Origin of the sequence: Diaphorobacter caeni (assembly GCF_015354245.1) — a bacterium.
GTDB lineage: Bacteria > Pseudomonadota > Gammaproteobacteria > Burkholderiales > Burkholderiaceae_C > Diaphorobacter_A > Diaphorobacter_A caeni.
Map to the genome: position 1 here is coordinate 850,762 of NZ_JADKYZ010000002.1, position 17,104 is coordinate 867,865.

Annotated in this window: 16 protein-coding genes and 1 rRNA gene; 2 read left to right on the forward strand and 15 right to left on the reverse strand. The window is 63.8% G+C overall.

The genetic code is table 11. From position 1 onward, the window contains the following. Nucleotides 1–56 precede the first annotated feature (56 nt). Nucleotides 57–1,142, forward strand: a complete 1,086-nt coding sequence (locus ISG32_RS07670; RefSeq protein ID WP_194770395.1) for an AraC family transcriptional regulator — start codon at nucleotides 57–59, stop codon at nucleotides 1,140–1,142. 5 nt (nucleotides 1,143–1,147) lie between these two features. On the opposite strand, the gene ISG32_RS07675 is transcribed toward ISG32_RS07670, so the two are convergent. Both ISG32_RS07675 and ISG32_RS07680 read right to left on the reverse strand, forming a co-directional pair. Continuing rightward, nucleotides 1,148–1,822, reverse strand: a complete 675-nt coding sequence (locus ISG32_RS07675; protein WP_194770396.1) for an HAD family hydrolase — start codon at nucleotides 1,820–1,822, stop codon at nucleotides 1,148–1,150. A 129-nt stretch (nucleotides 1,823–1,951) separates the two neighbouring features. Then, on the reverse strand, nucleotides 1,952–3,067 hold the full coding sequence (locus tag ISG32_RS07680) for a hypothetical protein (RefSeq protein WP_194770397.1): 1,116 nt from the start codon (nucleotides 3,065–3,067) through the stop codon (nucleotides 1,952–1,954). A gap of 143 nt (nucleotides 3,068–3,210) precedes the next feature. Here ISG32_RS07680 and ISG32_RS07685 point away from each other — a divergent pair, with 143 nt between their 5' ends. Then, nucleotides 3,211–3,891 (forward strand): response regulator transcription factor, encoded by a 681-nt coding sequence (locus ISG32_RS07685; protein ID WP_194770398.1) that lies wholly within the window; start codon nucleotides 3,211–3,213, stop codon nucleotides 3,889–3,891. Nucleotides 3,892–3,911: 20 nt separating this feature from the next. Here the strand turns inward: ISG32_RS07685 and ISG32_RS07690 are convergent, their stop codons facing one another. The 13 genes from ISG32_RS07690 to rrf all read right to left on the reverse strand — a co-directional run bounded on the left by ISG32_RS07690 (nucleotide 3,912) and on the right by rrf (nucleotide 17,091). Continuing rightward, nucleotides 3,912–5,801: a sensor histidine kinase gene (locus tag ISG32_RS07690; RefSeq protein ID WP_194770399.1), complete on the reverse strand. Its 1,890-nt coding sequence runs from the start codon at nucleotides 5,799–5,801 to the stop codon at nucleotides 3,912–3,914. Beyond that, nucleotides 5,785–6,222 carry a YchJ family protein gene (locus ISG32_RS07695; RefSeq protein WP_228529638.1) on the reverse strand — a complete coding sequence of 146 codons (438 nt, stop codon included), beginning with the start codon at nucleotides 6,220–6,222 and terminating at the stop codon, nucleotides 5,785–5,787. The genes ISG32_RS07690 and ISG32_RS07695 overlap by 17 nt, the downstream gene beginning before the upstream one ends. A gap of 28 nt (nucleotides 6,223–6,250) precedes the next feature. Beyond that, nucleotides 6,251–7,111, reverse strand: a complete 861-nt coding sequence (locus ISG32_RS07700; RefSeq protein ID WP_194770400.1) for an aldo/keto reductase — start codon at nucleotides 7,109–7,111, stop codon at nucleotides 6,251–6,253. Nucleotides 7,112–7,273: 162 nt separating this feature from the next. Next, the gene (locus ISG32_RS07705) at nucleotides 7,274–8,404 is read right to left on the reverse strand and encodes an acyl-CoA dehydrogenase family protein (protein ID WP_194770401.1); all 1,131 of its coding nucleotides are present in this window, start codon (nucleotides 8,402–8,404) and stop codon (nucleotides 7,274–7,276) included. Nucleotides 8,405–8,467: 63 nt separating this feature from the next. Further along, nucleotides 8,468–9,139, reverse strand: coding sequence for an SDR family oxidoreductase (locus ISG32_RS07710; protein WP_194770402.1), 672 nt, complete (start codon nucleotides 9,137–9,139; stop codon nucleotides 8,468–8,470). A gap of 2 nt (nucleotides 9,140–9,141) precedes the next feature. Beyond that, the gene (locus ISG32_RS07715) at nucleotides 9,142–9,768 is read right to left on the reverse strand and encodes a pyridoxamine 5'-phosphate oxidase family protein (RefSeq protein WP_194770403.1); all 627 of its coding nucleotides are present in this window, start codon (nucleotides 9,766–9,768) and stop codon (nucleotides 9,142–9,144) included. Further along, complete coding sequence (locus tag ISG32_RS07720) at nucleotides 9,765–10,889, reverse strand: DUF695 domain-containing protein (protein ID WP_194770404.1); 1,125 nt, start codon at nucleotides 10,887–10,889, stop codon at nucleotides 9,765–9,767. Before ISG32_RS07720 ends, ISG32_RS07715 begins: the two co-directional genes overlap by 4 nt. Nucleotides 10,890–10,998: 109 nt before the next feature. Continuing rightward, nucleotides 10,999–12,192, reverse strand: coding sequence for an acetyl-CoA C-acyltransferase (locus ISG32_RS07725; protein ID WP_194770405.1), 1,194 nt, complete (start codon nucleotides 12,190–12,192; stop codon nucleotides 10,999–11,001). A gap of 71 nt (nucleotides 12,193–12,263) precedes the next feature. Beyond that, entirely contained in the window at nucleotides 12,264–14,093 is a 1,830-nt protein-coding gene (gene aceK / locus ISG32_RS07730) for a bifunctional isocitrate dehydrogenase kinase/phosphatase (protein ID WP_194770406.1), read from the reverse strand. Between the two features lie 31 nt (nucleotides 14,094–14,124). Continuing rightward, nucleotides 14,125–14,787, reverse strand: coding sequence for a carbonate dehydratase (gene can, locus ISG32_RS07735; protein WP_194770407.1), 663 nt, complete (start codon nucleotides 14,785–14,787; stop codon nucleotides 14,125–14,127). A 56-nt stretch (nucleotides 14,788–14,843) separates the two neighbouring features. Continuing rightward, a complete protein-coding gene (locus ISG32_RS07740; protein WP_194770408.1) occupies nucleotides 14,844–16,031 on the reverse strand; it encodes an isovaleryl-CoA dehydrogenase in 1,188 nt (395 codons plus the stop codon). A gap of 147 nt (nucleotides 16,032–16,178) precedes the next feature. Beyond that, nucleotides 16,179–16,583: a MerR family transcriptional regulator gene (locus ISG32_RS07745; protein ID WP_194770409.1), complete on the reverse strand. Its 405-nt coding sequence runs from the start codon at nucleotides 16,581–16,583 to the stop codon at nucleotides 16,179–16,181. 395 nt (nucleotides 16,584–16,978) lie between these two features. Next, nucleotides 16,979–17,091 (reverse strand): 5S ribosomal RNA (gene rrf / locus ISG32_RS07750). Nucleotides 17,092–17,104: the final 13 nt, after the last annotated feature.

Consider the following 17,104-nt stretch of genomic DNA (forward strand, 5'->3'; position numbering starts at 1 on the left):
GCCATGATCAGGCCACGATAGTTGCAATTTGCGCCAGTGCAACGCAAAATCCGCTCATGCGCCATCTGGTCTCCCCTCACCCTCTGGACAGCTCCCACCCCGCCGTCACGCCGATGGCATTCGTGCAGGCGATTCTGCTCGTCTACGAGCGGCGCGGCATCAGCCCGCAAGCGGCGCTGGAGACGGCACATATTGCGCCAGAAGACATCAAAAACAATTCCGCACGAATTACCGCCCTGCAGATGGAGGTGTTCTCCGGCCACGCCATGCGCGAGCTCGACGACGAGGGCCTCGGCTGGTTCCAGCGCCGCCTGCCCTGGGGGAGCTACGGCATGCTGGCGCGCGCCTCGCTGAGCGCACTCACGCTGGGCCTCGCGCTCGCGCGCTGGTGCCGCCACCACCATTTGATTGCGGATGACATCAGCCTGCACCTGCACGCCGAAGATGACCGCAGCGTGCTCAGCATCACCGAGCACCGCGATCTCGGCGCGCTGCGCGAGTTCTGCCTGATCTCGGTGCTGCGCAACGCGCTGGGCCTGGCCAGCTGGTTCATCGATTCGCGGCTGCCGGTCGTGTCGGCGCAGTTTCCATTCGCAGCGCCGCCCCATGCCGACGCCTACCGCGTGCTGTTCAGCGGCAAGGTGGCCTTCGACGCTCCGCATGCGGCCGTGGAGCTCGACTCACGCTATCTCGCCCTGCCGCTCAAGCGCGATGAGGCCGCCATGCAGCAGATGCTGCAGCGCGCGCTGCCGCTCATGGTGCACAAGTACCGCCGCGACCGGCTGCTGGTGCAGCGCGTGCGCCAGATCCTCGCGAGCACGCCCGACGTGATGCACAGCGCGCGCACGCTGGCCGACGAGCTGCATGTCTCCACGCGCACGCTGCACAGGCAGTTGAAGGAGGAAGGCGCGTCGCTGCAGACGCTCAAGGACGAGATGCGCCGCAACAAGGCCATCGAGCTGCTCAACCGCACCGACCGCCCGATCAAGCAGGTCGCGCAGGCGGCGGGCTTTGCGGGCGAAAAGAGCTTCATCCGCGCGTTCCGCACCTGGACCGGCTACTCCCCGGCCGAGTACCGCAAGCACTCGCGCAAGGCAACGGAAACGGAAACGGAAACGGAAACGGAAGCGGAAGCGGAGTAAGGGCCTCAGTCCTCCGCCATCAGGCGGGGCAGATCGCCCATCGCGTCGAACACCCGGCTCGCACCCGCCGCAACCAGGTCGCTCGCATCGGCATGCCCCTGATGCGAGGGGAAATAGGCCCAGACGACGGCCCCCGCGGCCACACCGGCCTGCACGCCGGTCAGCGTGTCCTCGATCACGAGACAGCGTTTCGGGTCGACATCGAGCGCGGTGGCCGCCGCCAGATAGACATCGGGAAACGGCTTGCTGCGCGGCGTCTCGTGCCCGCTGAAAACGCGGCCTTCAAAGAACGGAGCCAGTCCCACCTTGGCAAGCTGCATCTCGACCTTGGCGCGGTCCGCCCCCGAGGCGCAGGCGATGCGGCCGTTCAGCGCCGCGTGCACGCTCTTCACGGCCGCGAGCGATCCATCGATGGCCACCAGCTCCGCCGTCAACGCCTCGTTGCGGCGCACGTAGAACTGCTGCAGCCACTCCTCGGTGAACGGTTTGCCGGTGTGCGACTCGATCAGCGCGGCCTGGCTGCGCACCGTCTTGCCGATGAACTGCTGCAGGCATTCCTCGGTCGTGATCGGCCAACCCGCTTCGTTGAGCATGTCGCGCAACACGCGGTTGGTAATGGATTCGCTGTCCACCAGCACTCCATCGCAATCGAACAGAACGGCATCAAACTTCGCGGTCATCGGTCGGGCTCACCAAAAGCACAAAGGCGCCGAAAAATTCAGCGCCTTTGAAAGTGGAAAAAGGGTCGCGCCGATTATGCGGCAGACCCTCTTTCATGTGCCCGCACACGGGCATGTGGCCGTCACCCGTCAGCCGGGAAACGCCACGCCCGCCAGCGGATGCAGCACGGTGGCCGCATTCAGCGTGGAGACGTTGTGGATCACGTTGTCGCTGGTGCTGTAGCTGGTCAGGAAGAAGAAGCCCTTGGCCGCGTTGGCGTCGAGGCGCGACTTCATCTTGGCGAGCGTGTCGGTGCTCACGTCGGACTCGACAAGATACTGGATCGCGCCCGCCTGCCTCGAGGATTTCTCCCACACCGAGACGGCCGCACCACCGCCGATGACCAACTCGCCGCGCGAGAGACGCCCTTGCGCGCCCATGGCATCAAGCACCTTCTTGAGTTCGGCCGCGTTCTTCTCGCCATACGGACCGCTCGGCGTCGCCAGCGTGTAGTCGTAGGTCGTGCCGACGCTGTCCTTGCAATACAGGTTGAACATCTGCGAGCCGATGATCATCGGACCCAGCCAGCGGAAGCCGCGACCGCCCATGCGCGCGAGCTCGTCGCCGAGGCTCTTGGCGCTCATCGCGCTGTTGTCGCTCATTGCCGCTTCGTAGGTGTAGGTCCGGCCGAGCGATGCATCGCGCACATAGAGGTTGCGGATGTCATTCTGATTGGCGGGGAACACCGCGCCGGATTTGTACATATAGCCCTGCGCACCGCGCTGGTTGGCCTGCGCCACGAGCGCGGAGACCGAGGCCACGTCAGCATCCGCCACATAGTCGAGGCGCGCACTCGTGTGCGCCGAGTCGCTCACGTAGAAGTCGCCCATGGCCACGTTGTTGCCCACGCCCGCACCCAATGTGCTGATGTGCGCATAACCCTGCGCGCCGAGCTGGTTGGCCGTGGCCAACGCAACCGAGAACGACGCGGCCGCAGGCTCAAGCCGGTACTGACCTGTCACGGCGGTGGTTCCGCCGCCCGTGCCACCTCCTGTACCACCGCCACCGGTTCCGGGATCCGTGGTCCCGCCTCCGGTACCACCGCCAGTTCCACCACCGCCCGTGCCTCCTCCCGTTCCACCACCGCCGGTGCCACCGCCGCTGCCACCGGACTCATCACCTCCACCCCCTCCGCCGCCACAAGCGGAAAGCGATGCCAGCAACAGCATGGCCGCGGAGCGTCGGGTGAGTAGCGTTGAGTTCATATATCCTCTCCGTCCTGCACAAAGAATTTATGTCGGTTGACCAACTTGACGATTCTCGGCTTGCCTCCCCATTCACAGACACCCTCCCAAGGCGGGGTATTTGTTACCGCATTTTTCTTCACCGCATAGCCCCCTTCACGCCCATGCAGCCCGCCCACCATCAGTCCTACGCACTTGTGATCGATGACCATCCGATGGTTGCTCAGGGCATGGGACAGATGCTTTCGCAACTCTCGGGCGTGAGCGAAGTGCGGCATGTCGTCAATGCGGCCGAGGGGTTGCAGACCATCGCCGCACTCGGCTCTCCGCTCATCGTGGTCATGGATTTCTGGCTCGAGGATGGCGACTCCACCCATTTCGTCACCGACATCCTCACGCTCGCGCCCGACACGCGGGTACTGATGGTGAGCGGCGACAGTCATCCCGCGCTGCCAGGCAAGGTCAGCGCCGCCGGTGCCCACGGGCTGATCCACAAGAGCTGCACACCAGATCAATTCAATGCGGCCGTGCTCGCCGTGCTTTCAGGCAGTCCCTGGGTCACGCATGAAGCCCCGGACAAGGCGCAGGCCAAGCGCCCCGCAGCGGCGCAGCTGCGCATGAGCGGCAACGATCTGGGTCTCACGCAACGCCAGACGCAGGTGCTCGATCTGGTGCTCAAGGGCAAGCCCAACAAAGCGATCGCGCAGACGCTCACGCTCTCGGAACACACCGTCAAGGAACATGTGACGGCTATCCTGCAGAAGCTCGGCAGCACCAACCGGGTCGAGCTGATCACGCGCATGCAGGGCGTGGACCTGATCCTGCCCACCGTCGCGGCTGACTGACGCAGCTGACTGACGCGTTCTCAGCGCGCCGTTCTGCCCGCCCCCCCGATGCGCGCAAGCACTGCATGCAGCGCGCGCGGCTGCAGCGGCAGCGCGAACACCATATAGCCCTCATCCTCGGCGCGTCGCTGCAAGGCAGCATCGTTGGTGAGCAGCGCACCGGTAACGCCCGGCGCATGCTCGAGCACCCGCTCCAAAGCGAATATCACATCCGCATGATCCACCAGTGAGTCAGCGCAGAGCAGCGCGTCGGGTGCACCATGCTGATCGAAATCGGCCACCGCATGCATCGCCGAGCGCGCGACACGCACATCCAGCCCCAGCCCGCGCAGCAGACGCGCGGTCTCGGCAGAGCGCGGCTCGTTGGCGTCAAGCAGCAGCAGCCGGGCACGCACCGGCGCAGCGTCCAGCGCCGCGCCAGCGTCCTGCATCGGCAACAGCGACGCCTGAAATGCCGACTCGCCCACATCGGCATCCGCAGGCCATTGAAGCCAGAAGCACGAGCCCCGCCCAAGGCGGGACTGCACGCCGTAGCGCACACCGAGACGTTGCGCCGAGCGAGCCACCACGGCCAAACCCAGCCCGCTCGCACGAGCCGATCCGCTGGCCTTGCCGCCCAGGGAATCTTGCACACGCTCACCGTTGCTCGCCTTGTAGTGCGCGGCGAAGACCTTGTCCAGCTCGTCGGCCCCGATGCCGATGCCAGTGTCCCACACCTGAATGCGCCACGCACCCTGACGCCTGCGGCAGGTGAGCGTGACCGAGCCCTCGCTCGTGTAGCGCAGCGCGTTGTGCACGAGGTTGAACACCATCTGCCGCATCAGCGAGAGGTCGGTATGAACGGCAGCATCCGCGCGGCGCGGCAACATCACGCGCAGCTCCACGCCCTGCTGCTCAGCCACCGGCGCGAACATGCGCCGCGCATCCAGCAACACCATGCCGATCGGCACCGGCTGCATGCGCAGCTCCAGCGTTCCGCTCTCGAGCCGGGAGAGATCCAGCAGGTCGTTGAACATCATGTCCAGATCGCGCGTGCAGGCCTGCACATCGGCAAGCGCCTGCGCCACGCCCGTATCGCGATTGCGCATGCGCGCGGTCTCGAGCATGAAACCAAGCGCCTGCAGCGGCTGGCGCAGATCGTGGCTGGCCGCCGAGAGAAACCAGTTCTTCTCCGCGAGCGCGTTCTCCGCCTGCACCTTGGCGCCATGGATCTGCACGGCCAGCGCATGGCGTTCGCGCTCCTGCGCGTGTTGCTGGCGCACGAAGCGCCGCGACGCGAACGCATGGCGCGCGACCGTCATGCCGTAGAGCAGCAACAGCACGACCATGAAGATGCCCTGCTGCGGCAAATACCAGTGCGCGGCCAGCAGCATGGGCAAATAGAAGGTGATCGCGAAGGACCAGAACACCGCAGGAATCGGCGCGAGAAACGTGGTGGCCGACGCGAGCACGCCGCAGAAGACGAGATACACGACCACGCGGAACTCATACGTCGCGCCCTCCCAGGAGCACAGCAGGAGCAGGCTCCACATCATGCCGCTGGTCGCTGCGTAGGCAGAGAAGATGCGCTGCCAACCGTCCAGCGCCGCCGCCGTGGGCACCGGGTCGGCCCGCGTGGCCAGCACATCCCAATCGCGCTTGAGCCGGTGGCGCATCCACAGCATCGCCGAGGCAAAGCACATCATGCCGATCCACCACAGCGCGAGCGGCCAGATCGGCGTGCTCCCGCCATGTGCGTAAAGCGCGAGAAACGCGGGCGGAATCAGAAACGCGGCCAGCTCGGTCGAGCCGCGCGAGGCCAGCAGCTGCAGAAGGCGCAGCCGCGCCCGGGCGTCAATCGTCGCCGCGTCCTCAGGCGACAGTCCGTCGTCCGCCAACGCTGTAGCGGCAGCGTCAGAACTGCTCGCCATCCACGTAGTACCAACGGCCTTCTTCGCGCACGAAGCGGCTGCGCTCATGCAGCCGCACCGCCCGTCCGCCCACGCGGTAGCGGGCGACGAATTCAACCTCCGCCGTGTTCTCTCCCGTGGCGCTCGCCTGCTTGATGGCAAGACCCAGCCACTTGGCTGCCGCATCGAAATCGAGCGATGCAGGGCGCTCCTTCGCGTGCCAGGTCGCCTGCAGATATTCAGCGTCCTCCATCACGAAAGCGGTGTAGCGCGAACGCATGAGCGACTCGGCATCGGGTGCAGGCGCCTCGTCGAAATGTGCGACGTAGCGCGCGCAGCAATCGACGAACGCCAGTGGCTTGCCCTTCGCGTTGCTGCGGCCGCAGGGACAGGGCGATGTGCCCGGCAAAGTGAGCGTCATCGGTTCGCTTCCGTCTTTCATTTCGATGTCTGCTTGCATTCCGTGCGCATCAATGACCAAAACGATCCGCGTCGAGCAGATTCGCCGATGGGTCCTCCAGCTGATCGATGGCCGCCATTTCCGCTGCACTCAAAGCAAAGCCGAACACATCGAGATTCAGCCGCTGACGTTCAGGGTCAGACGACTTCGGAATCGCCACCAGCCCCTGCTGCACATGCCAGCGCAGGACCACCTGCGCGGGCGTGACGCCATGCGCCTCGGCCGCACCGGCGACGGCCTGCGCCTTGAGCAGATCACCGCCGCGATCGAGCGGCGACCAGCTCTCCGTGACGATGCCGTGCTGTCGGTGCAGCGCCACCAGGTCCCTGCGCGGACGCGTAGGTGAGAGCTCGATCTGATTGACCTGTGGCGTCAGCCCCGCATCCAGGAGTTTCTGCAGATGCGCAATCTTGAAATTGGAGACGCCGACCGCGCGCACCAGCCCCGCATCGCGCAGGCGGAGCAGGCCCTCGAAGGCCTGCACATAGCGGTCCTGCGCCGGGTTGGGCCAGTGAATCAGCAGCAGGTCCACATAGTCCAGCCCGAGGCGCTGGAGGCTCGCCTCACAGGCCGTGCGCGCGCCGTCGACGCTGTGCCATTCCTTGTTGAACTTGGTGGTGACGAACAGTTCCTCGCGCGCCACGCCGGCGTCGCGAATGCCCTGACCCACGCCGACCTCGTTGCGGTAGTTCTCGGCCGTGTCGACATGGCGATATCCGATGCGCAGCGCGCCGGCCACCGCCACGCGGGCCTCATCGTCATTCATGGGCCAGGTTCCCAGCCCTATCTGCGGAATGCCCGCCCCTCCGGCGATTGGCAGTGTGGCGGCTCTCCGTGGAGACGTTGGTGAATTGGGCGAAGTGTTGCTCATGCGAAATCGATCCTTGTGCTTGCCGCGCGATGCGTCGTTGGAATACGAGGGTACTGCAACGGAGAGGCCCGCGCATGAACGCATGGATTCAGCGCAGCAGTCCCTCACCGTCACCGCGAGCAAAACAGCGAAAGCCGGCTCGCACCGGGGGTGTGCCGAAGCTCAGGCCAGCGCGCGCTGGATGATGATCTTCTGCACGTCGCTCGTGCCCTCGTAGATCTGGCAGACACGCACGTCGCGGTAAATGCGCTCGACCGGAAAGTCGTTGACGACGCCGTAGCCGCCCAGCGTCTGGATCGCCGCGCTGCACACACGCTCCGCCATTTCGCTCGCGAAGAGCTTGGCCATCGCGGCCTCCTTCAAGCAAGGACGATTGGCGTCGCGCAGGCTGGCAGCATGCCAGATGAGCTGGCGGGCGGCCTCGATCTGCACCGCGCAATCGGCAAGGCGAAAGCCCACGGCCTGGTGGTTGAAAATGGCGGTGCCGAAGCTCTCGCGCTCCTTGCTGTACTGCAGCGCGAATTCAAACGCACTGCGCGCCATGCCCACGCTCTGCGCGGCAATGCCGATGCGCCCGCCCTCGAGTCCACCCAAGGCGATCTTGTAGCCCTCGCCCTCCGCACCGATCAGGTTCTCGGCGGGAATGCGGCAGTCGTCGAAGTTGATCTGCGCGGTGTCGCTGCTGTGCTGGCCGAGCTTGTCCTCGAGCCGCGCAACCACATAGCCCGGCGCGTTGGTCGGCACGAGAAACGCGCTCATGCCCTTCTTGCCCGCGCCCTTGTCGGTCACCGCGATGACGATGGCCACATGCCCGTTCTTGCCGCTGGTGATGAACTGCTTGACGCCGTTGATCACATACTCATCACCCTGCTTGACCGCCGTGGTGCGCAGCGACGAGGCGTCCGATCCCACATGCGGCTCGGTCAGGCAGAACGCGCCCAGCATGTCGCCACGCGCAAGCGGTTCGAGCCACTGCTTCTTCTGCTGCGCGTTGCCGTACTTCATGAGGATGGCGTTGACCGGGCAGTTGGTCACGCTGATCACCGTGCTCGTTCCGCCGTCGCCGGCCGCGATCTCCTCGAGCACCAGCGCGAGCGACAGATAGTTCAGACCCGCGCCGCCATGCTCCTCGGGCACGCAGATGCCGTAGGCGCCGAGGTCGGCAAGCCCCCTGTGCACTTCGCGCGGAAACACATGCTCCTTGTCCCAGCGCGCGGCATTGGGCCACAGCTCTTCCTGCGCGAACTGACGCACGGCGTCGCGGATCATTTCCTGGTCTTCTGTGAGCAGCATCTTGTTTGTCTCTGTGGTCTTGTCGGGTGACGGGAAAGTGAAAAGAGAAAAGAGGGAAAAAGATCACCAATGCGCCGCACGACGACCGTCGTAGTGCAGCAGCTGGCCCTTGTCGTCGGGCGTGAGCGATGCAAGCACGCTTCGCATGCCGCTCACGCTGACGTCGATCTGCACGGGGGCCTCTGCGCCGCCCATGTCGGTCTGCACCCAGCCCGGGTCGATGGTGATGAGCGTGGCGCGCGGGTAGTCGTTCTGCGCGGCCGCCACCACCATGTTGAGCGCGGCCTTGCTCGCGCGGTAGATCCAGGACTCGCTGTCCTGCACGCTGCCGATCTGCGACATGGAGCTCGACAGAAACGCCAGCACGCCACCGGCATCCTCCACCATCGGCGCGATCTGCGGCAGCACCTGCATCGCACCGAGCAAGTTGGTGTGCATGACGGCGTCAAAATCTTCCTGCGTGGGCGGCGTGAGCGCGTTGGGCCTGCGTATCACGCCTGCCACGTAGAGCGCGATGTCGATCTTCACGCCGTCGAGCAGCCACGCCAGCCCACTCACGCTCGCAGGTTGGGCCACATCGATCCGATGCACTTCGGCACCGAGCGCAACCAACCGTTCGCGCGCGACCTCGTCACGCACGGTGGCGATCACGCGGTGGCCCGCTTCTCGGTACTGGTGCACGAATTCGAGACCGATGCCACGCGACGCGCCGATGACCAGGATGGTGGAAGACATGATCAACGCACTCCTTGTTCGTCGGTGATCTGCTGCTGATAACGCCGCACCATGTCGGCCTGCGGTTCGGGCACTGCGGTCGATCCCGTCTGCGCCAGAATGATCTCGTTGAGCGATGGCAGCTCGCTGCGCGCGATCTGCGCATCGGCATCCCAGAGTTTCGAGCGCATCAGCGCCTTGGCGCAGTGCAGATAGGCCTCCTGCACCTGTACCTCGATCACCAGCTTGGGCAGTTGCCTCTCTCCCGCGAAGCGCTGGATGAACTCGGGCTCGTCGCGCAATTGCGCTGTGCCGTTCACCCGCAGCGTCTCGTCGACACCAGGCACGAAGAACAGCAGTGCAATGCGTGGATCGCGCAGCAGATTGGACAGCGAATCCAGCCGGTTGTTGCCGCCCGCGTCCGGCACCAGCAGATGCTGCCCATCCACGCATTGGACGAAGCCCTTGGGGCCACCGCGCGGCGAGGCGTCGAGCAGGGCACCGCCCTCGCCCGCCGTCGCGATCACGCAGAACGGCGACAGCGCGATGATGCGCTGGCAGTACGCGTCGAGGTGATCGAGCTGCTTTTTCACTGCGCGTTCGGCCGGCTGCGCGTAGATCGCGCGAAGCTGTTCAAGTGTCGTGATCACCGTCCTTCTCCTTCGTCCGCACCATCCTCCGAACGGCTGGCATGGATCGCGCCGTAAAGACCGAGAAACTCGCGCCAGGACGGGTCGTAGCTCACCTCGATGTCGCCGGGCTGCTCGGGAGCGTGCTGCGCGCCCAGCTGCCTTGCGAGCGCACTCGCGTGCGCCGCATCGTCCACATAGAAAGCGGCGGCACGCGTGCTCATGTTCTCCATGCGGGAGAACGCGAGAACGCCGCGCTGGTGCTGCGCGAGGGCCGCATCGAGCGCGTCCTGCGCATCGCGCACCGCGTCGAGCTCCTCCTGGCTTGCGAAGGGCAGACGCCAGAGCAGAAAGTGCGACAGATCGGCGCGCGTGGCGAGCGCATTGGCGGAGTCGTGGAAGGTCAGGATATCCGGCGGATCGTCATCGCTGGCCTCGCGCGGACGCACTTCAAGCGAGATCCAGCGGTCATCCTCCTCGCGTGGAAATTCGTAGCTGCGGCCCAGTTCCTCGCGCTGAAAGGCATCGAAGATCGCCGGAAAGACCGACAGCGGCTCGGCGCCCGCGACGTTGTCCGAGAAACCATCGACGAACTCCACCGGACCCACGCGAACGGAAAAATCCCATTCTCCGAGCACATGGTCGAGCATGATGAAGGCCATGTGCCGCGCGTGATCGACCATGTCCTGCGGAATGATCTTCTCGAACGCCAACTCGAGGCCGACAATGCCGCCCGCGTCGTAGTGCGCGACCAGCACGTCCGAGCACGAAAGCTCGAAGTCGTTCATGTGCATCGCGAAATCCTGACCGAGCGAACGGCTGCGGAACGCATGCACGGCATAGTGTTCGAAGCTCGGCGCGCCACGCACCAGCGCCTGCACGTTCTCGAACTGCGCGATGTTGCCGTGCGCGGTCACGACCAAGCGCGCGCCGGATTCTCTGGGGTTGCCTTCGAGTTCCAGCGCCAGTTCGGGCGCATGGGGTGCAAGAACCTCGTGCGCGCGTTCGACAAATTCACGCGACGGCAACGCCTCGAGCTCGGGCAGCTGCGCCGAAAAGTCTCGCCAGAACGCGTCGATCTGCTGCGCGGTGAGCGGCTCGGCGATTTCGGATTCGTCGTTCTCCGGTAGGTCTTGGCTCATGCGGATCTCCTGCTGAATGGGCCGCGCGTGGAACGCGCGGCCTCGTTGCACATGGGCTGACTGTACGGCAAAGGGGGCGCGCCCCTCGCCTCAACGTGCTTCGACTGGCTTATACCAGCTCGATGGCCATTGCCGTGCCCTCACCGCCGCCGATGCACAGCGTGGCGACGCCCTTCTTCTTGCCGCGCGTCTGCAGGGCATGGATCAAAGTGACGATGATGCGCGCACCGCTCGCGCCGATGGGGTGGCCGAGCGCGCATGCGCCGCCGTTCACGTTGACCTTGTCGTGCGGCACGCTGAGTTCCTTCATCAGCGCCATCGGCACCACGGCGAAGGCCTCGTTGACCTCCCACAGGTCGACATCCTCCACCTTCCAGCCCGCCTTCTTGAGCGCCTTCTCGGTCGCGCCGACGGGGGCGGTGGTGAACCATTCGGGAGCCTGTGCATGCGTGCCGTGCGCAACGATGCGTGCGAGCGGCTTGCAGCCCAGTTGCTTGGCCGTCGATTCACGCATCAGCACCATCGCGGCGGCGCCGTCGTTGATGCTGGAGCTCGATGCGGCGGTGATCGTGCCGTCCTTCTTGAACGCGGGCTTCAGGCTGGTGATCTTGTCGAGCTTGGCCTTGGCCGGGCCTTCGTCCACGCTCACGGTGACGTCGCCCTTGCGTGTCTTGACGATGACGGGCGTGATCTCTGCCTTGAACGCGCCGCTTTCGGTGGCGGCCTGCGCGCGCTTCACGCTGGCGATGGCGAACTCATCCTGCTGCTCACGGGTGAACTGGTATTTGGCGGCGCAGTCTTCGCCGAAGGTGCCCATCGAGCGACCTGGCTCGTAGGCGTCTTCCAGACCGTCAAGCATCATGTGATCGAAGATCTTGTCGTGACCCATGCGGTAGCCGCCACGGGCCTTCTTGAGCAGGTAGGGCGCGTTGGTCATGCTTTCCATGCCGCCCGAAATCATCACCTCGCGGCTGCCCGCGATCAGCTGGTCGTGCGCGAGGATGGTGGCTTCCATGCCTGCTCCGCACATCTTGGAGAGCGTCACCGCGCCCGTGCTTTGCGGCAGTCCGCCCTTGAAGCCCGCCTGACGCGCAGGCGCCTGGCCCTGGCCTGCCATCAGGCAATTGCCGAACAGCACCTCTTCCACCAACTCGGCCTTGATGCCCGCGCGCTCCACCGCGGCCTTGATCGCCGCGCCGCCCAGATCGTTGGCGGACAGTTCGGCAAAGTCACCCTGGAAGGCGCCCATCGGCGTGCGTGCGGCACTGACGATGACGACCGGATCGCTGTGTTGTTGGCTCATGTGAATCTCCTTGAATGAATCGGCTGTTGGAATGGATGGGAAAGGTTGAAGAGCTGGGTCGATGCCTCGGACTATGGCGCGGCTTCCTGCTCGCGCGTGGGCGCGCTGCGCTCATGCAGTCGCCGGTCGTTGTCGTACGGGAACACGTCGAGCATGTGCCCGGCCTGTATGCGCTCCTTGTGCGACTGCCAGAACTGCACATCGAGCAAATCGGCGTGATGGCGCATGAAGACCTCGCGCACGGCATCGTTGCCAAGCAGGAACGGACCGAAGGTCTCCGGGAACACGTCGTGGGGGCGCACCGTGTACCAGATCTCGCCGGACATCTCTTCCTCTTCGTTGCGCGGTGCGGGCACGCGGCGGAAGTTGCAGTCGGTGAGGTACTCGATCTCGTCGTAGTCGTAGAAAACGACCTTGCCGTTGCGCGTGATGCCGAAGTTCTTCCACAGCATGTCGCCCGGAAAGATGTTGGCCGCGACCAGGTCCTTGATGGCGTTTCCGTACTCGACCACGGCGCGAGAAAGACTGCGGTGCGCCTCTGGATTGGCGACGCCCTGATCAAAGCACTCCTGCAGATGGATGTTGAGCGGCACAAGGCGGCGCTCGATGTAGAGGTGGCTGATGATGACCTCCTGCTGGCCATCGCCGTCGCGGTCGCTGATCTCCAATTGGCTTGGCGCGAATTTCTGGATCTCCTCGATCAGCTCATCCGAAAAACGATCGCGCGGAAAAGCGACGAGGCTGTACTCGAGCGTGTCCGCCATGCGGCCCACGCGGTCGTGCTGCTTGACCAGCAGATACTTGCCCTTGACCTGCTCGCGCGTGGTTTCCTTCTGGTGCGGAAAGTGGTCCTTGATGAGCTTGAACACGTAGGGAAAGCTCGGCAGGTCGAACACCAGCATCACCATGCCCTTGATGCCTGGGGCGATGCGGAACTTGTCGCTGGAGTAGCGCAGGTGGTGCAGAAAGTCGCGATAGAACAGCGTCTTGCCCTGCTTGCCCAACCCCAGCGCGGTGTACAGATCGGAGCGCGGCTTGCGTGGCATGAGCGTGCGCAGGAACTGCACATAGGCGCTCGGCACTTCCATGTCGACCATGAAATAGGCGCGTGCAAAGCTGAACAGCCCGTGCATGTCGTCCTCGCCGAACAGCGCGGCATGCAGCAGCAGCTTTCCTTCGCCGTTGTGCAGGATGGGCACGGAGAACGCGAGCTCGGTGTAGCCGGTGATGATCTTGCCGACGAGGTAGGCGCCCTTGTTCCGGTAGAACAGATTGGAGAGCACCTGGATCTGAAAATTCGCGCGCAGCGTGAGACCGTCAAGTCGCCGTTCGATACGCTCGGAAAGCAGTTCGATGTCGCGCGCCAGATCGTCGTAGGGGCATTGCAGGTTCAACTGCTCGAACAGTTCATGGAGCGCCGTCGGCAGGCGCTCGAGGGTCTGCGGATAGTAGGCTCGGTAGGTCGGCAGCGCGCCGGGCGCGCGGCTTTCCAGATATTCCGTGCTCACCGCGGGGCGCACGAAGATGAAGTCATTCTGAAAGTGCGTGCGGTGCAGGATCTTGGTGGTGACCGAATTGAAGAAGGTCTCGGCCAGCTCGGGCTGCAAATGCTCGACCATCAGCCCGATGTAGTGCAGCTTCACCTGCTGCCATACGCTCATGGACTGCTTTCCGGCCGCGAACTCCTTGTCGAGCCGCATCACGCATTCTTTCACGCGCAGATCGTAGAACTCGATGCGTTCACGCTGCGCGCGCTGCTGGCCGTGCCAGTCCTGCGTTTCAAAGCGATGCTTGGCCCGCGCCGATTCGGCGCGGAACAGCTTGTAGTGCCGGTTGAAGCCGTCCATCATCGCCTTCGCGATGTCGTAGGCCTGCGGGGCATCCAGACGTTGCGGAAACATGGGTGGGTGCCTTTGCCCGCTTGCGCGGCGATCAGTCGCGCTTGCGGCTCGCCACCTTCTCGACGGCGGCAGCGTGCACTTCCTCCAGCCCGCCCACGCCCGGCACCGTCATCTCGAGATTGGTGATGAGACCGTTCTTGAGGCTGTAGCACCAGCCGTGCAGCGTGACCTTCTGGCCGCGCGCCCAAGCATCCTGCATCACCGTGGACTGGGCCACGTTGACGACCTGCTCGATGGCATTGAGCTCGCACAGAGCGTCATGGCGGTACTGCGGAGAGATGGAGTCGAGCAGCTTGATGTGCTTGTCGCGAATGTCGCGCACGTGGCGCGTCCAGTTGTCCACCAGACCGAGGCGCAGCCCCTCCAGCGCGGCCAGCACGCCGCCGCAGCCGTAGTGTCCGACGACCATCAGGTGCTCGACCTTGAGGTGGTCCACGGAATACTGGATGGTCGACAGGCAGTTCAGATCACTCGGAACCACCACGTTCGCGACGTTGCGGTGAACAAAGACTTCACCTGGCTCCAGACCGGAAATCTGGTTGGCGGGAACGCGGCTGTCGGAGCAGCCGATCCACATGTACTTGGGCTTCTGCTGCGCCATCAACCCGGTGAAGAAACCGGGCCGGTCACGCTCCACCTGCGCTGCCCACTCACGGTTGTGGACAAACAGCTGTTCGATGGAGGTTGTGCTCATAGGGCAATCCTTATTTTGGTTGACGACAACGGCGCAGCAGCCCGGTCACGCGTCCATCAGCAGGTTTCTGCAAACAGCTCGCGGCCGATCAGCATGCGGCGAATCTCGCTCGTGCCTGCGCCGATTTCATAGAGTTTCGCATCTCGCCACAGACGACCGAGCGGGTACTCGTTGATATACCCATTGCCGCCATAGATTTGCACGCCTTCGCCGGCCATCCAGGTCGCCTTCTCGGCGGTCCACAGAATGACGCTCGCGCAGTCCTTGCGTACCTGACGCACATGGTCCGTTCCGAGCAGATCGAGATTTTTAGCGACCGTATAGGCAAAGGAGCGTGCAGCTTGCAGCACGGTGTACATGTCGGCGACCTTGCCCTGGATGAGCTGGAACTCGCCGATGCTCTGGCCGAACTGCTTGCGGTCGTGGATGTAGGGAATCACGTTGTCCATCACCGACTGCATGATCCCCAGCGGGCCGCCGGTCAGCACGGCACGCTCGTAATCGAGGCCGCTCATCAGCACCTTCGCACCGCCGTTCACCTGACCGAGCACGTTCTCGGCCGGCACCTCGACGTTCTCGAACACCAGCTCACCCGTGTGGCTGCCGCGCATGCCGAGCTTGTCGAGCTTCTGCGCAATCGAGAAGCCCTTCATGCCCTTTTCGATCAGAAAGGCGGTGACGCCGCGCGCGCCCAGTTCGGGCTCGGACTTCGCGTAAACCACCAGCGTGTCGGCATCGGGACCATTGGTGATCCACATCTTCGTGCCATTGAGCAGGTAGTAACCGCCCTTGTCCTCGGCCTTGAGCTTCATGCTGATCACGTCGGATCCTGCACCGGGCTCGCTCATCGCAAGCGCCCCCACGTGCTCGCCGCTGATCAGCTTGGGAAGGTACTTGGCCTTCTGCGCCTCGTTGCCATTGCGGTTGATCTGGTTCACGCACAGGTTCGAATGCGCACCGTACGACAGACCGATCGACGCGCTCGCACGCGAAATTTCTTCCATCGCGATCATGTGCGCGAGATAGCCCATGTTGGCGCCGCCGTACTGTTCGGACACCGTGATGCCCAGCACGCCCAGTTCACCGAACTTGCGCCACAGATCCATAGGGAACTGGTCCGTGCGATCCACTTCGGCGGCACGCGGTGCGATCTCCGCCTGTGCAAACTCGCGAACGGCATCGCGCAGCGCGTCGATGTCTTCGCCGAGTTGGAAATTCAGACCGGGCAGGTTGGCAAGGCTCATGGTTTGTCTCCGAGAGATTGGGAAGGTAGAACTACAGACGGGTGCTCAACAGATTGTGCGAGGAGCTGCAAAGAGCCCACTCACTGCTCCATCCCGCTCTTGGCAGGATGCGAAACACACATATGACGTTTACGTAAACGTCAATTATCACTTATTTTTAGCGTCAGACTCAAGGCGATGCAGATGCGCCACCGCTTCTTTTTCGTGCTCACGGATCTCATCGAGATTCGCCTGCAGGTCCGTCATCTGCGCTTCGAGTTGCTTGCGATGCTGGCCCAGCACCTCAAGAAACTTGCGCAACTGATTGCCCGTGTCACGCGGGCTGTCGTACAGGTCGATGATCTCCTTGGCCTCGGTGAGCGAGAGCCCAAGCCGCTTGGCCCGCAGAGTCAGCTTCAGACGCGTGCGGTCCCGCGGACTGTAGACCCGACTGCGCCCGCCAGGCCCCGTCCGGTCCGGGCACAGCAGTCCCATGTCCTCATAGAACCGCATCGCACGCGTGGTGAGGTCAAACTCTTTGGCGAGATCGCTGATGGTGTAAGTCGTACCCATTGAATTGGAGTTGTTGTTGAACAGCAGGAGACCTCGCACAGACGCGCGGCCAAGTCAGTTGACGTATGCGTCAATATATCCCAGAGCGAATCAAATCAGCATCAATCGTTGAATCTGTCAGCTCTTGACGCCAATTTGTCACTGCTTGACCCCAGCACGGCCACGTGACTTGCGGCTATATGAGTGCGCGACGAGCCTTGGGTCCGCTGGCGAATTCTGCTGTTGGCATTGAGGGGAAGTTCCGGTGATTTCCAGGTCCCGCTTCAGTAAAAAGACTATGCCGCTTCGGCCGTGAGGATGAGTGAATTGCCACCAAAGCCGCAATCGAAATTTGCTTCCCCGCAAAGCAAAACGCCCCTAACTCAAATGAGCTAGGGGCGGTTTGGGCTGTAATAGCCTGACGATGACCTACTTTCACACGGGAGTCCGCACTATCATCGGCGCGAAGTCGTTTCACTGTCCTGTTCGGGATGGGAAGGAGTGGTACCAACTTGCTATGGTCATCAGGCATAACTTGGAGC